The organism is Actinomadura meridiana (assembly GCF_039537545.1).
Classification (GTDB): Bacteria; Actinomycetota; Actinomycetes; order Streptosporangiales; family Streptosporangiaceae; genus Spirillospora; species Spirillospora meridiana.
This window is the reverse complement of sequence record NZ_BAABAS010000005.1, coordinates 503,089-517,923: the sequence shown is the minus strand read 5'-3', so window position 1 is coordinate 517,923 and position 14,835 is coordinate 503,089. Positions and strand designations below refer to the sequence as shown.

11 protein-coding genes are annotated in these 14,835 nt (G+C 73.6%); 9 read left to right on the top strand and 2 right to left on the bottom strand.

The features are described 5' to 3' along the window. The first annotated feature begins 119 nt into the window (after nt 1–119). Complete coding sequence (locus ABD808_RS11680) at nt 120–1,163, top strand: terpene synthase family protein (RefSeq protein WP_344894323.1); 1,044 nt, start codon at nt 120–122, stop codon at nt 1,161–1,163. Here ABD808_RS11680 and ABD808_RS11675 read toward each other — a convergent pair. Next, nucleotides 1,152–2,141 (bottom strand): ArsR/SmtB family transcription factor, encoded by a 990-nt coding sequence (locus ABD808_RS11675; RefSeq protein ID WP_344894320.1) that lies wholly within the window; start codon nt 2,139–2,141, stop codon nt 1,152–1,154. The genes ABD808_RS11680 and ABD808_RS11675 overlap by 12 nt on opposite strands. 55 nt (nt 2,142–2,196) lie before the next feature. Here ABD808_RS11675 and ABD808_RS11670 point away from each other — a divergent pair, with 55 nt between their 5' ends. Continuing rightward, nucleotides 2,197–3,456 carry an MDR family MFS transporter gene (locus ABD808_RS11670; RefSeq protein WP_344894317.1) on the top strand — a complete coding sequence of 420 codons (1,260 nt, stop codon included), beginning with the start codon at nt 2,197–2,199 and terminating at the stop codon, nt 3,454–3,456. 35 nt (nt 3,457–3,491) lie between these two features. Beyond that, nucleotides 3,492–5,294, top strand: coding sequence for an NAD+ synthase (locus ABD808_RS11665; RefSeq protein ID WP_344894314.1), 1,803 nt, complete (start codon nt 3,492–3,494; stop codon nt 5,292–5,294). Here the strand turns inward: ABD808_RS11665 and ABD808_RS11660 are convergent. Beyond that, nucleotides 5,257–5,787, bottom strand: coding sequence for a hypothetical protein (locus tag ABD808_RS11660; protein ID WP_344894311.1), 531 nt, complete (start codon nt 5,785–5,787; stop codon nt 5,257–5,259). The two genes, ABD808_RS11665 and ABD808_RS11660, sit on opposite strands and share 38 nt — an antisense overlap. A gap of 310 nt (nt 5,788–6,097) precedes the next feature. On the opposite strand from ABD808_RS11660, the gene ABD808_RS11655 reads away from it, so the two are divergent. From ABD808_RS11655 to eccCa, 6 genes are all read left to right on the top strand, one after another. Then, nucleotides 6,098–6,433 carry a hypothetical protein gene (locus ABD808_RS11655; protein ID WP_344894308.1) on the top strand — a complete coding sequence of 112 codons (336 nt, stop codon included), beginning with the start codon at nt 6,098–6,100 and terminating at the stop codon, nt 6,431–6,433. 34 nt (nt 6,434–6,467) lie between these two features. Continuing rightward, complete coding sequence (locus tag ABD808_RS11650) at nt 6,468–6,770, top strand: pore-forming ESAT-6 family protein (RefSeq protein WP_344894305.1); 303 nt, start codon at nt 6,468–6,470, stop codon at nt 6,768–6,770. A 165-nt stretch (nt 6,771–6,935) separates the two neighbouring features. Beyond that, nucleotides 6,936–7,913 (top strand): TNT domain-containing protein, encoded by a 978-nt coding sequence (locus ABD808_RS11645; protein ID WP_344894302.1) that lies wholly within the window; start codon nt 6,936–6,938, stop codon nt 7,911–7,913. A gap of 22 nt (nt 7,914–7,935) precedes the next feature. After that, nucleotides 7,936–9,261: a type VII secretion integral membrane protein EccD gene (gene eccD / locus ABD808_RS11640; protein ID WP_344894299.1), complete on the top strand. Its 1,326-nt coding sequence runs from the start codon at nt 7,936–7,938 to the stop codon at nt 9,259–9,261. A gap of 272 nt (nt 9,262–9,533) precedes the next feature. Further along, nucleotides 9,534–10,409 carry a nucleotide-binding protein gene (locus ABD808_RS11635; protein ID WP_344894296.1) on the top strand — a complete coding sequence of 292 codons (876 nt, stop codon included), beginning with the start codon at nt 9,534–9,536 and terminating at the stop codon, nt 10,407–10,409. A gap of 163 nt (nt 10,410–10,572) precedes the next feature. After that, on the top strand, nt 10,573–14,547 hold the full coding sequence (gene eccCa, locus ABD808_RS11630) for a type VII secretion protein EccCa (protein WP_344894293.1): 3,975 nt from the start codon (nt 10,573–10,575) through the stop codon (nt 14,545–14,547). Nucleotides 14,548–14,835: the final 288 nt, after the last annotated feature.

Below are 14,835 nucleotides of genomic sequence, written 5' to 3'. Positions count from 1 at the left end.
GGTGGGCGGGATATCACCTATCTCGAACGGTACAATCCGGCGGCTCGACCCGCCCCAGTAGGTCCGTTTCCCGAAAATTGACGTGGCGATCGCGGTTTCCCCAGACGATGATCATTAACGTGGGCCAGGTCGTGGACATCTCTCTTCTGCTCTCGATGACCGACCGGGCCGCCCCGCTGGCCGCACCGTCGGCGATGCATCCTGAGTCGTGGCGACTGGGAGCGCAGGTGGAGGCCTGGGCGCGCGGCCGCGGGCTCGTGCTCGGCGACCCGGACACCTCGCCGCTCGGCCGGGCCCGCTGCGAGCGGCTCGCCGCCCGCGTGTTCCCGACCGCCGAGCTGCCCGCCGTGGACCTGTTCGCCCGCTGGCTCACCTGGACGCTCGCGCTGGACGACACCCTGGACCACCCGCCGCTCGCCGACAGCGGCAGCGCCGTCCACGCCCTGTACGACGATCTGCTGCGCGCGATGCGGCGCGGCCACGCCCGGCCGGGGGCGCGCCCGCTGGAGGCCGCGCTGGTGGAGCTGTGGGACGCCGCGTCCGCGAACATGAGCCGCGAGTGGCGCCGCCGGTTCATGCTGCACCTGGAGACGCACCGGGACGCCTGCGCGGAGGAGGCCGTCAACCGGCGCGTCCGGCACGTCCCGACGCTGGCTCAGTACGCGCCGCTGCGCCGCCGGGCCTGCGGGCCCTTCCTGTACGACCTGCTGGAGCCCGTCCTCGGCGTCGAGCTGCCCGCGCGGCTGCTCCGCACGCCGCGCTGGACGACGCTCGCGCTCGGCGTCGCCGACATCGTGGCCTGGTCCAACGACGTCGCCTCGCACGACCTGGAGGCGGCGCGCGGCGACGTGCACGACCTGCCCGCCGTCCTCGTCCGGGCGCACGGCCTGGACCCGGACGACACCGCGACGATCGGCCACATGGTCGCCGACAAGATCGCCGATCGGGTCGAGGACGCCTGGGCGGCCGCGCGCAGGCTCCCCGAGATGCTCGACCGGCTGGAGCTGACCGTCGCGCAGCGCGCCGCCGCCGCGCAGGTCGTCAAGGTGCTGCTGGACATCCCGCGCGCCCACGTCGAGTGGCTCGCCGAGTCGGGCCGGTTCGGGCCGCCCGGGGAGAGCCCCGCGCCGCTCCGCCTGGACGCGCTCGCCTCACTCCGCTGACGGGTCGGCCGACCGGTCGGCGAGGGCATCACCGGCGGCGGTCCGGACGTACAGGACGCGACGTCCGAGCCGGTGCCCGGTGACCAGGCCACACGCGCGCAACACGCCGAGATGATGGCTGACCGCACCGGCCGTCACGCCCATCCGCCGCGCCAGCTCCGTCGTCGACGCGGGCGTGCCGAGCGCGGTGAGCAGCGCGGCGCGGCGGCGGCCGATGAGCGCGGCGAGCGCGTCGCGCGGCCCGCCGGACGGGGTTCCGGTCTCCCAGAGGGTCGCGACGCCGGTCGGCGGATAGCTGAGCATGGCCTGGTAGGGCGGCACCATCACCGACACCTGCGGCCACACGAACACGCTCGGGACGAGCAGCAGCCCGCGCCCCGCCAGCTCGCCCCGGAACGTCCAGCGGCGGTCGACGCACAGCGTCCCCGAACGCCACGAGACCGCCTCGTGCAGGTCGCCGAACACGCCCTCGGCGCCCTCGGCCGCGAGGGCGGCGGCGCGGCGCAGCACATCGCCTTCGAGCAGGTCGCGGACGCGCGGCCAGAACGGCTCCACGGCGGCGGCCCAGTACCGTTCGAACAGCTCGACCAGCGTGTCCAGGGTGCCCTCGGGGTCGGCGGCCATCGCCCGGCGGACGGGCGTCGGACGGCTCCCGCGCTCCGTCCAGCGCAGCTCCGCCGCGACGATCTCCGGCGGCGTGTCCAGGACGGTCTCCAGCTCGGCGTCCAGATCCGGCAACGGGCTGGTCGGCGGCGGGGTCAGGAAGTCCGGGATGTACCCGGCGGGAGGGACCACCTCGCGCAGCGGACCCAGGTCGAGACCGCGCAGCCGGGGCCGGACGGCGTGCACCCACGGCAGGTGCAGCGCGTGCCCGGACGGGTCGGCGAGCACCCGCAGGCTGCGCACCATCTCCCACAGCGGCGAGAACGCGAACCGGACCCGCGCCGCGTCGTCCGGAGCGAACAGCAGCTCGATCATTTAGTCCAGGCTAAATCAGTTTCGCGGGCGGTGCGCGGCCCGGAGCATCGTCCGCGTGACCACTCTGGAAGACGCTCCCCCCGGTCCGCCATCGGGACGGATCGCCGCTTTCCTCCGTCCCCGCGTCGGCGGCTTCCCCCGGACGTTCTGGGCGCTGTGGGCTGGAACGCTCCTCAACCGGCTCGGCACCATGGTCGAACCGTTCCTCGGCCTCTACCTCACGACCATGCGCGGCCTGTCGCTGGGCCAGGCGGGCGCGGTGATGGCGGTGCTCGGCGTGGGCTCGCTCTTCGGGACGCTCGCGGGCGGCACCCTCGCCGACCGGATCGGGCGACGCGCCACGCTGACGACCGCGACCGTCGGCACCGGCGTCGCGATGCTCGTGCTCGGCTACGCCCAGGGGATCGCCGCGATCGTCGCGGCGGCGCTGCTGCTCGGGTTCCTGCTCGACATGTACCGGCCCGCCGCGTCGGCGATCGTGGCCGACATCATCTCCCCGGCGGACCGGCCGCGCGCGTTCGGGCTGCTGTTCTGGGCGATCAACCTGGGCTGGGCCGTCGCGATGGTGCTCGGCGGGACGCTCGCGCAACGCGGCTTCCTGTGGTTGTTCTGGATCGACGCGGCGACCTGCGTCGGGTTCGGCCTGCTGACCTGGCGGGCCATCCCGGAGACGCGCGCGCGGGACGGCGGCGGCTCGGGCGTGCTGGCGGGGTTCGGCCGGGTGCTGCGCGACCGGGTCATGGTCGGCTACACGCTGATCTGCGTGGCGTACATCTTCGTCCTGATGCAGGGCATGACGACGATGCCGCTGGCGATGAAGCAGGACGGACTCGGCCCGCAGGCGTACGGCGCCGCGATCGCCGCCAACGGGGTGCTGATCATCATCGTGCAGCCGCTGGTCAACGCCTGGCTGGCCCGGCGCGACCACAGCCTGGTGATGGCGGTCGGCATCGTCGGCGTCGGGATCGGGTACGGGCTCACGTCGCTGGCGTCGTCCACCCTCTCCTATACCGCGACGATCCTGGTGTGGACGCTCGGGGAGATCATGGTGGCGTCGGTCCTGCAAGCCATCGTCGCCGACCTCGCCCCCGCCGACCTGCGCGGACGCTACAGCGGCCTGTACGGGATGGCGTGGTCGGGCGGCTTCCTCCTCGCCCCGCTCGGCGGGACCCAGTTGCTCGGCGCGGGCGGGGCCCCGCTGCTGTGGCTGACCTGCACGGGTCTCGCGGTCGGGGCGGCCGCCGCGCTGGTCGCGCTCGCGCCCGCGATCAGACGCCGCCACGTCGCCGCGCTGGACGTCCCCTTCTCGTCATAGTGACGAAACTGCCCTCGGCGACCTATCCTTGGAGCGTGGCACAGCTCAGGATCGCGCTCGCGCAGGTGAACTCGACCGTCGGCGACCTCGACGGCAACGCCGCCAGCATCGTGGAATGGACCCGTCGCGCCGCGGACGCGGGCGCGCACCTGGTCGCCTTCCCCGAGATGATGCTGACCGGATACCCCGTGGAGGACCTCGCCCTCCGCGCGTCGTTCGTCGAGGCGTCCCGGCGGGCGCTGGAACGGCTGGCCCGGACCCTCGCCGACGAGGGGCTCGGCGACCTGCCCGTCGTCACCGGCCACCTCGGCAGCCGGACCGGCGGGGACGGCGGGGCCGGGCAGCCCGCCGGGTCGCCGCTGAACGCCGCGGCGTGGCTGCACGGCGGCGCGGTCCGCGTCAGCTCGGCGAAGCACCACCTGCCGAACTACGGGGTGTTCGACGAGTACCGGATCTTCGTGCGCGGCGACCGGCTGCCGGTCGTGCGCGTCCACGGCGTCGACGTCGCCACCGTCATCTGCGAGGACCTCTGGCAGGACGGCGGCCCGGCCAGCGTCACCCGCGCGGCGGGCGCCGGGCTGCTGCTGGCCGTCAACGCCTCCCCGTACGAGCGCGACAAGGACGACGCCCGGCTCGACCTGTGCGCCCGGCGCGCGCGCGAGGCGGGCTGTGCCCTCGCCTACGTCAACATGGTCGGCGGGCAGGACGAGCTGGTCTTCGACGGCGACTCCCTCATCGTCGGGCCGGACGGGACGCCCCTCGCCCGCGCGCCGCAGTTCACCGAGCACCTCCTCGTCACCGACCTCACCCTCCCGGCCGCCGAGCCGGGCGTGCCTCTGCGCATGCACGACACGCCGGTGGAGGCGCCGGACGGCAGCACGATCACCGTCGACCGGCACGTCCTGTCCGCCGAGCCGCTGCCCGCCTACCCGGCCGAGCCGCCGACCGTCGCCGAGCCGCTGGACGGCCTGGCCGAGATCTACGCGGCCCTCGTCCTCGGCACGCGCGACTACGTCCGCAAGAACGGGTTCCGCTCGGTGGTCCTCGGCCTGTCCGGAGGCATCGACTCGGCGCTGGTCGCCACCATCGCCGCCGACGCCATCGGGCCGGAGAACGTGCACGCCGTCCTGCTCCCGAGCCGCTACTCCTCCGAGGGGTCGGTGGTCGACGCCGAGGAGCTGGTGAAACGGCAGGGCGTCAACGGGCGCACCGTCCCGATCGCCGGGATGGTCGAGGCGTTCGAGAAGCAGCTCGACCTGCACGGCCTCGCCGCCGAGAACCTCCAGGCCCGGATCCGCGCCAACGTGTGGATGGCCCTGTCGAACGAGCACGGACATCTCGTCCTGACCGGCGGCAACAAGAGCGAGCTGGCCACCGGATACTCCACCCTCTACGGCGACTCGGCGGGCGGCTTCGCGCCCATCAAGGACGTCTTCAAGCTCACCGTCTGGGACCTCGCCCGCTGGCGCAACACCCAGACGGGCACCGGGCTGCCGTTCCTGTATCCGTTCGCGCAGGAGCCCATCCCCGACGTGATCATCGAGAAGGAGCCGTCCGCCGAGCTGCGGCCGGACCAGCGCGACCGGGACACGCTGCCCGAGTACACCGTCCTCGACCCGATCCTCGCCGACTACGTCGAACGCGACATGGGCCGCGACGCCCTGGTCGCCGCCGGGCACGACCCGGCCCTCGTCGAACGCGCCATCCGCCTCGTCGACATCGCCGAGTACAAGCGCCGCCAGTACCCGCCAGGCCCCAAGATCACCCCGAAGAACTTCGGCCGCGACCGCCGCCTCCCCATCACCAACCGCTGGCGCGAACCCTCCAGCCGGGACTGACGCCCAGCCGTTCGGCGTCCACCACCGGTGGTGCCGCCGCCGTGTCGGCGCGCCATGTCGCGCGGTTGCCGCCCTGGTCGCTCCAGAAATGGGAGTCGTCCTCCCGGACCCATCGGCCAGTACGGCGGCGTGGTTGGCGCGACGCCTTTCCGCCGTTCATCTCCCCGATCTTCGCGGCGGGAGCGTTCACCGCGGCGCGCGGCGCCTCCGCGAGCATTTCCCTGTCGCCGCCGACATACGCCTTGCCAGCCTTGACCGCGCCCGATATACGGGCGTCGCCCTTCGTGTTCGACCCGGAAGTCGCTCGGCGGGTGGCAGCGGGGAGCCGGGCCCCGGCTCTCGCGCGGCGGACGCCGCCGCGGCGAGGACATCTCGCCTCATAGCGCGCTCGCGTGGCGAGGCGCGCCGCACTCGCCTCGATGACGGCGACCGGGTCACCGTCAGGAGCCAGCCGGGTGAACGGCCCCGTCTTCGGGCAGGCCAACGACGCCATCGGCGTCGAGGAATTGGATCGGATCGAATGTCGCCGCTCTCCCCCCGCGGCGACATCGCCGTTCCATCATGATCGCTACAGTGGCGCCGTGTCCAGCGACGTTCGCCAATCCGAAGGTATCCGCATCCGGTCACACGGCCGCGGGGAACCCGACGACGATCAGGCACGTCCAACCGTTATGATCGGCGTGTTTACAGTCGATCATACTCGCATTACCGGTAGCAGTATCGAGTGAGAGAAACTATCGTCTATATCGACATCGACGAATGCAGAGAATCACGTGTGACGGTCGCTGACGAGTGAGGTAGCAATGGGGCGATGGGACCAGGGACAGAACACGCTGATCCACCTGGCGAAACAGACCGGGACCTCGGGTGAGGAGCTGGCGAGCCTGGTGCGGCAGCTGATCGTGGCCGCCGAGCCGTTGGCCGGCAAGTTCAACGGCGCGGGCAAGGCGGCGTTCGACAGTTTCAAGGCCCACTCCGACCAGATCTGCGCTGATCTGAAGGGCGGGCTCGACCGGGTCAACACCGGTCAGCTCGGCATGGAACGCGCGTTCGCGGGCGGTGACCAGGAGATGGCAGACGAGGGGACCCGCGCGATGGGCGCCGCGAACTTCGACGGCGCGAAGTTCCGCACCGCCTGAGCCGCGTGCGGACCGCAGACGAGAGGACAGCACGGTGACGGACGGACGGCGCAGCTACGACACCGGTGCCTCGGGCGAGGCGCAGGGCAACATCCAGGTGATCGTGTCACGGCTGGAGACATTGATCGGCACCCGCGACACCGACGTCAAGGCCGCGATGGCCGACTGGGAGGCCACCGGGGTGTCGGACGAGTACCACGGCAAAGAGCTGAAATGGCACGCCGCTGCCAACGAGACCCGCGAGATCATCCGCCTGGTGAAGGCCACGCTGGCGAAGAACGACGAGATCGCGCACACGACGCTCGGCAAGGCGAGCGCGGCGGTACAGGCGATCTGAGCGGTCCGTCGCCGCACGGCGGCACGCGGACCGACGACGCGGGAGGGAACGCCGGACACGAGCGTCCCCCTCCCGCGTCTGTGACGTACGGCCGATGTCACGCGCGGCCCATCCGACGCGTGGCCCGTCCTCGCGGGCACGCGGGGGCACCGGAGGGAGGTGGCGTTGGCGCGCGACTACGACAACCAGTTGTTGGAGTCGGTGACGGTGCGGCGCCGCAGGCTCCGCGACGCGCTGGTGTTCGGGCCGCGCCGCACCCGCCGCACCTTCGACGAGCACGTCGGCAAGATCATCGCTGGGCTGTGCGTGGCGGCGGTGCTCTGCGCGGGCACCGTCGGCTGGTCGTATCTCCAGTCGATGTTCCAGAAGCAGGAGCGGGAGAAGGCGGCGCAGGAGCAGCCCACCGGCGGGGGCGCCGCGGCGGTGCCCGCCGACTGGGTGGGCGCGCGGATCACCTTCGCGCGGTTGCGGGACGCGCTGACGAAGGCGGGCGTGCCCGAGACCCTGTACGTGCTGCCCGGCGAACCGCGCCCGGCGCCCGCGAAGACGCCGGGGTACTACGTCGTCGCCAGGAACCAGGACACGTTCACCGCCGGGGTCGTGGAGTTCCGGCAGGCGCGGATCGCCGCCGAGTTCCCGACCGAGGACGAGGCGTGCCGGTGGCTGTACGGCGAACTGGTCGTCCAGGAGACGCCGCCGCACCGGCTCGACCGGGCCGCGGAGCGGCGGGCGATGGAGGACGGCGCCGAGTTGGACGCCCGGCTGCGGACGGAGATCGGCGCCGCCGGGGGCGCGTCCACGACGTACACGCTGGCCCTGGGGTCGCTGGTCGACCGGTTCGGCCCGGAGAGCGGATCGGTGCTGTTCCCGTTCGGCGTCGCGTTCGGGCCGCGCGGGCTGCCGGAGACGGCCCGGACCGGCGCCACCGCCGGTGTTCCCGCGGGTTACCACCGCTACCGCGTCCGGCGGCGGTTCAAGGTGGCGGCCTCGATCGCGCCGCCCGCCGGGACGTCGCCCGGCGGTGGGGTGCGCTTCAGCGTCGAGCCCGGCCTGTTCGCGCGCCCGCCGGTGCTCCCGACGGTGCGGATGCTGATCCGCGACGGCTACCTGGAGCGGGTTTCGGGCACGAGGATCCCCGGATGACGGTCCGGGCGGAGGGGCGTTCATGAGCGTGTGGAGCCGGGTCACCCTGGTGGGCGAGGCACGGACCGTCGACCTGGTACTTCCGGCGCAGGAGCCGCTCGGCGTCCTCATGCCGGACGTCCTGGAACTGCTGGGCGACCCGGTGCGGAACCCGCCGCAGTTGCGGCACCTGGTCACCTCCACCGGTGAGGTGCTCGACCCCGGCGCGAGCCTCGCCGACCGGCAGGTGCCGGACGGAGCCGTGCTGCGGCTGGTCCGGGCCGACGAGCCGGTGCCCGCGCCGGTGGTGCACGAGGTGCCCGAGGTGGTCGCCGACTCTCTCGACCCGCGGCTGCTGAGCTGGAGCCCGGCCGCGGCGCGCTGGACCGCGACCTTCGTGCTGGTGGCGATGGCCGTCGGCGCCGGGCTGGTGCTGCGGGCCGGGTCCGGCGCCGGGACGGCCGCCGCCGCGACCGCGTGCCTGGCGGCGCTCCTGCTGGTGAGCGGGATGACGATCGGCTTGGCCGGACGCGAACCGGCCGGTCTGGCGCTGACCCTGGGCGGGGGCGCGGCGGGTGTCCCGGCGCTGTGGTGGGCGGCCGACGCGTTCGGCTGGGCCGGGTGGGGCCGCTGGGGCGGCGGCGCGCTGCTGCTCGCCGCGCTGGTCATGCTGCTCGGGCTGAGCTCGCCGCTCGGGCGGGGCGCCCTGGTCGGCGGCGGCGCGGCGGCCCTGCTCGCCGCGATCGGCACCGGCTGCGCCGCGGCGGGCCTCGACTCCGACCGGACCGGCGCGGTGCTCGCGCTGTCCTGCGTGGTGCTGCTCAGCGTCCTGCTGCGGACGGCGCTGTCGCTGTCGGGGCTGACCTCACTCGACGACCGCCGCAGCGTGGGCGGGGCGGTGCCGCGGGTCGATCTGATGGCGTCCCTCGACCGGGCGCACCGCACCATGGTGATCGCCACGGTGGCGGTGGCGGTGGCCGCCACCGTCGCCGGGCTGGGCGCCACCGCCGATCTGGACGGCTGGAACGCCGCGCTGGCCGCGCTGCTGGCGCTCGTGGTCGCCGGACGCGCCCGGGTCTTCCCGCTGGTGCTCCAGAAGGCCGCGCTGCTCGGCGCGGCGGTCGCGATCGTGGTGGGGCTCGCGGTGCGCTGCGCCGAACGCGTCTCCTGGGGCTTCGTTCCCGCGCTGGGTATGCTGCTCCTCGGCCTCACGGCCGCGGTCGTGACGCTGGCGGCCGACCCGGCCGAGCACACCCGGGCCCGGTCGCGCCGGATGACGAACCGGATCGAGGCGACGGCCGTGATCGCGATCATTCCGGTCGCGATCGGGGTCTTCGGCATCTTCGCACGGCTGCGCGAGACCTTTTGAGAGGAAGCTTGGCTGACCTCGACGGGGACGGACCGGGTGGGGAGGCCGGCCCGGCCCCGGAAACGACGGCCGTCGATCCCCCCGTCGTCCCTCGTCGCCCAGCGCCCCCGCCAAGGGGCGGCCCCGAAAGCGGCGCCGAGAGCGGTCCCGAGGGCGGCGCCCGCCCCATGCGCACCCCACCACCGGCGTTCGGGGCGGCCGCGGGCCCGCCACGTCCCGTCCCCCCGTTACGGCCACGGCCGGAGAGCGCGCCTCTCGCGCCGGAGGATCTCGTGCGGGGGCGAGTGCACGGTGACTCGCTGCTGCGCCGGATGGGCCGCGGCGCGGTGCGGCCGTTCCGTCCGGCCGACGACGTGCAGGCGCTGGCCGAGCACGGCGCGTGGATCCAGCATCCGGTGACGACCGGACGGCGGATAGCGGTGACGGGCCTGCGCGGCGGGGCGGGCAAGAGCACGGTGGCGGCGCTGATCGCGTCGGTGTTCGCGCGGTACCGGCGCGACCGGGTGCTCGCGCTGGACGTCGATCCGGAACTCGGGTCGTTACCGCTGCGGCTCGGCGCGCCGTCCCGGGACACCCAGACCGACCTGACCGGTCTCGACCTGCGCGCGGTGCCGTTCGAGGAGGTCGAACCGCGGTTGGCCCGCCTCGGCGAGAGCCTGTGGGCGCTGCCCGGCCACCAGGGGACGCTCGGCGGCGGCATGACCGGCGACGTCTACCGCGCGGTGGGCGTCCCGCTGAGCCGGTTCTTCGGGATCGCCGTGACCGACTGCGGCGCCGGGATCACCACGGACCTGCATCGCGCGGTCCTGTCGACCGCGCACGCGCAGGTGCTGGTGACCCCGGCGACCGTGGAGGGCGCCGCCAACGCGGGCCGGGCGCTGGACTGGATGATCGCGTCCGGCTTCCAGGGCCTGGTGTCCCGGACGCTGGTGGTGTTCGCGGCGCAGAGCCCGCATCTCGGCCGCTCGGCGACCATCCGCAAGGCCGGGGAGATCCTCGCCGACGCCGGGGTCGGCTCGGTCGGGCTGCGGTTCGACCGGCAGCTCGCCGCGGGGTCGGTCCTCGACCCGGCGCTGCTGGCGTACGCGACGCGGGTCACCGCCGTCGCGATCGCCGCCGAGGCGCTGCGAAGGGCGCTCGAAGCGTGAGGATCACGACCGCGGCCGTCGCGGGGGCTCGCCGCGCCGCCACCGGAGCGAGGTGGTCGCGCGCGGATCGTCGCAGGACGCGTGGACGGCCCCGCCGGGAACGTCCAGGGCCCCCGGGACCAGGACGGATCGACGCAACCGCGAACACCGAGGGAGAACGGTCGTGACCATCCGGGTAGTGCATCGTCCGGCGCGCACCGTCCTGCCGCCCCCGGAGCCGGAGCGGCGCCTCATCGAGGCGCCGCCGACCCTCCCGGAGGAGGGCGCGCAGGGCAACCAGGTGATGATGATCCTGCCGATGGTCGGCATGATGGCCTCGCTCGCGATCATGACGGTGCTGCGCAACCCGGCGTTCATGGTGTTCGGGGCGGTGCTGCTGGTGGTCGCGGTCCTGGCGGGCGGGGCGATGCTGCTGTCGCGGCGCGGGCAGGTGTCTCGGCAGCGCCGCGCGCAGCGCGAACGTTACCTGGACTACCTGGAGACGCTGCGCGAGGAGCTGACCGCCCGGGAGGCGGCGGACCGGGCGCGGGCACGGGTCCTGGACCCGCCGCCGGAGGCGCTGTACGACATCGTCCGCGACCCGACCCGCCTGTGGGAGCGGCGGCGCCGCCAGCCCGACTTCCTGCGGGTGCGGGTCGGCACCGGGTTCATGCCCGGGCCACCGCTGGAGGTCGGCGAGCAGGGGACGGCGCTGATGCCGACCGACCCGTTCATGTTCGCCGAGGCGCGGGCGCTGCTGGACCGGTTCGGCGACGCGCCGGACATGCCGTTGACGCTGCCGCTGGACATGGCGGGGAACGTCAGCGTGGTCGGCGAACGCGCGGACGTGCTGCGGCTGATGCGGGCCCTGCTGGCGCAGCTCGCGGCGTTCCACTCGCCGCAGGACGTGGCGGTCGCGGTGGCGTGCGGGGCAGGGCGCGCCGCCGACTGGGAATGGGCGAAGTGGCTGCCGCACGTGCTGGACCGGCACCGCCACGACGGTGGTGCGCCCGTCCGGCTGATCGCGCCGAGCCCGCTGCGGCTGGCCGCGCTGCTGGCCGACGACCTGCGCGAACGCGGCGACGTCGCGGCCGAGGTGCGGCGCGGGCTCGGCCGCGACGACTCGTTCCAGCTGCTGCGCAGGCTGCTGGTCGTGCACGACACCCACGGGGAGGTCGCCGCCGAGCTGGTGCGTCCTGACGAGACGGTGCCGCCCGCCGATCTCGCGGTGACGATCCTCCATCTGGTGGACGACCGGCGGCGGGAGCCCGGCGACGTCGGCGTGCGGATCCGCGTCGACGGCGACCACGTCGAGGTCGACGACCTGCGCGGCCCCGTCCCGGCGACGATGGCCGGGACGGTCGACGACGTCCCGTCCGGGATGTTGGCCGGGCTGGCGCGGATGCTCGCGCCGCTGCGGCTGTCGCGCGAGTCGGCGGAGGAGAGCGCCGCCGCGGACGGCGAGATCGACTTCACCGCACTGATCGGGGTGGACGACCCCGCCGAGATCGACGTGGCCCGGCTGTGGGCGCCGCGCACCGAGCGGGCGTTCCTGCGGGTGCCGATCGGATTGGACGACGCGGCCGAACCGGTCATCCTGGACCTGAAGGAGGCCGCGAGCCTCGGCATGGGCCCGCACGGGCTCTGCGTGGGCGCGACCGGATCCGGCAAGAGCGAGATGCTGCGCACGCTGGTGCTGACGCTGGCGGCGACGCACCCGCCCGAACAGGTCAGCATGGTGCTCGTCGACTACAAGGGCGGCGCCACGTTCGCGCCGTTCGAGAACCTGCCGCACGTGGCGGGTGTGATCACCAACCTGGAGGACGACGCCGGGCTGATCGAACGGGCGTACGCGAGCCTGTCCGGCGAGGTGCAGCGCCGCCAGCGGCTGCTGCGCGACGCGGGCAACATCGCGAGCATCGGCGACTACGCCTTCGAGCGGACGCGGCGTCCCGAGCTGGCCCCGCTGCCGTACCTGCTGGTCATCATCGACGAGTTCGGGGAGCTGCTGTCCGCGCGTCCCGACTTCATCGACCTGTTCCTGTCGATCGGCCGGATCGGGCGCAGCATCGGCGTGCACCTGCTGCTGTCGAGCCAGCGGATCGAGAGCGGGAAACTGCGGGGCCTGGAGACCTACCTGTCGTACCGCCTCGGCCTCCGCACGTTCTCCGAGGAGGAGAGCCGCACCGTCCTGGACACTCCCGACGCGTTCCACCTGCCCGCGCTGCCCGGATTCGGCTTCCTGAAGGTCGACACCAGCGTGTACCAGCGGTTCAAGGGCGGGTACGTGTCCGGACCGTACCGGGGCCCGGTGCAGACGGTGCGGGAGGGCGACAAGAAGCCGCCCGTGCGGCCGTACACGGCGTTCAACACGTCCGCCCCCTCGGCGGAGGCGCGCGGCGGCCCGGCACCGCAGGACACCGGTATGCCGGAGCGCTCCGCGGGCCCCCGGCTGCTGGACGTGCTGGTCGGCGGCCTCGTCCGGCACGGCCGCCGGATCCAGCACATCTGGCTGCCGCCGCTGCCCGCGCTGACCACCCTGGACCAGGTCACCGGCCCCGTCCGGATCGACGACGACGGGATGCGGCTCCCGGTGCGGGCCGAACCGCTGCACGTGCCGATCGGCCTGCTGGACGACGCGCGCCGCCAGTGGCAGGGCGTGTGGAACCTCGACCTGGAGTCGGCGGGCGGCCACATCGCGATCATCGGCGGCCCGCAGACCGGCAAGACGACGCTGCTGCGCACGCTGGTGCTGTCGCTGGCGCTGACCCACTCCCCCGCGCAGGTCGCGGTCTACGGGCTCGACCTGCTCGGCGGCGGCCTCCGGTCGCTGGCCGGGCTGCCCAACGTCGGCGGCGTCGCGGGCCGCGCCGACCGCGAACGCGTGCGCCGGACCGTCGAGGAGGTGCACGGCATGCTGGACCACCGCCAGGAGGTGTTCCGGCGGCACGGCGTCGACGGCGTCCAACGGCTCCGGGCGATGCACGCCGCCGGGCAGGTGCCCGAACTCCCGGCGGCGGACGTGGTACTGGTCGTGGACGGGTTCGGCGCCATCCGCGCCGACTTCGAGGAGATCGACGAGATGGTCACCGACATCCTCACCCGCGGCGGCGGCTACGGCGTCCACCTGGTGGCGGGGATGCTCCGCTGGAACGACGTGCGCATGTCGGCGCAGTCGATGTTCGGGCGCCGGGTCGAGCTGCGCCTGAACGACCCCGCCGACTCCACCGTCGAACGCAAGCTGGCGCAGACCATCGGGACCGCGCAACGGGGCCGCGCTCTGACCGACGGCAAGCTGTTCGCTCAGGTCGCGGTGCCCGCGCTCGGCCACGTCCCGGACCCGTCCGAGCTGGGCGCGGCCGTGGAGTCGGCGGTCGGCGCGGTCCGGTCGGCGTGGACGGGCCCGGTCGCCCCACCGGTCCGCGTGCTGCCGCACCGCCTGGACGCGGCCGACCTCCCCGGCCCCGCCGAACAGCCCCTGCTACTGCCGGTCGGGCTGGAGGAGCGTTCGTTCGAGCCCGTCCTGCTCGACCTGTTCGGCGCCGAACAGAACCTGCTCGTCCTCGGCGACGGCGGGTGCGGCAAGTCCGCACTGCTGCGCCTGGTCGCGCGAACCGTGGTCGACCGCTACTCCCCCGAGGAGGTCGTCTTCGCGGTGATGGACCCGCGCCGCACCCTCGGCCGCGACATCGTGCCCGCCCCGTACCTCGGCGGATACGCGAACACACCACGGGTGTGCGCGGGCCTGGCGGCGGGCGTCACGAAGGAACTGGAGGAACGCATGCCCGAGCCGGACGACGAGGACGCCGCGTCCGCCACGGGCCCGCGCGTCGTCGTGCTCGTGGACGACTACGACCTCCTCACGACCGCCGGGCAACAGCCGTTGGCGGCGTTCGTCCCGTTCGTCCCCAACGGCCCGGACATCGGGTTGCACTTCGTGGTGACCCGGCGCGTCGCGGGCGCGAGCCGGGGCCTGTACGACCCGCTCGTCCAGTCGATCCGGGAGATCGGCGCCGCCTCGCTGCTCATGTCCGGGGACCGCTCGGAGGGCCAGATCTTCCCCCGCGTCCACGCCGACCATCTCCCACCGGGACGCGGAAAATGGATCAGACGAGGAGAGGAGCCCCGCCTCGTCCAGATCGCCTTGGAGCCCCACTGACCAACAACACCATCAGCCGCATCCCCAAAGGCGACACGCTCCGGCTCCACCCGCACGCCGCCCCTACGGCTGGCGCTCGGCGGCAAGGTCTCACCCGCCGGGTCGTCCCGACGACTTCAGCAGCCTGGAGCCATTTCAGGCCCTGCTCCGCCACCTCCAGGCCCCCACGACGACCCCGCATCTGACCAGCTAGTCAGATATACGTCACCCAAAACGACCATTACCGACCATCCATTTTCAACCATTCCACAGATTTGTCGGACGTCACCCCTAGCCTGTCAAGGACTT

Coding starts and splice junctions, on each gene's coding strand:
- ABD808_RS11675 (WP_344894320.1), bottom strand. CDS start 2,141: ATGATCGAGCTGCTGTTCGCTCCGGACGACGCGGCGCGGGTCCGGTTC.
- ABD808_RS11660 (WP_344894311.1), bottom strand. CDS start 5,787: ATGGCGTCGTTGGCCTGCCCGAAGACGGGGCCGTTCACCCGGCTGGCT.
- ABD808_RS11655 (WP_344894308.1), top strand. CDS start 6,098: ATGGGGCGATGGGACCAGGGACAGAACACGCTGATCCACCTGGCGAAA.
- eccD (WP_344894299.1), top strand. CDS start 7,936: ATGAGCGTGTGGAGCCGGGTCACCCTGGTGGGCGAGGCACGGACCGTC.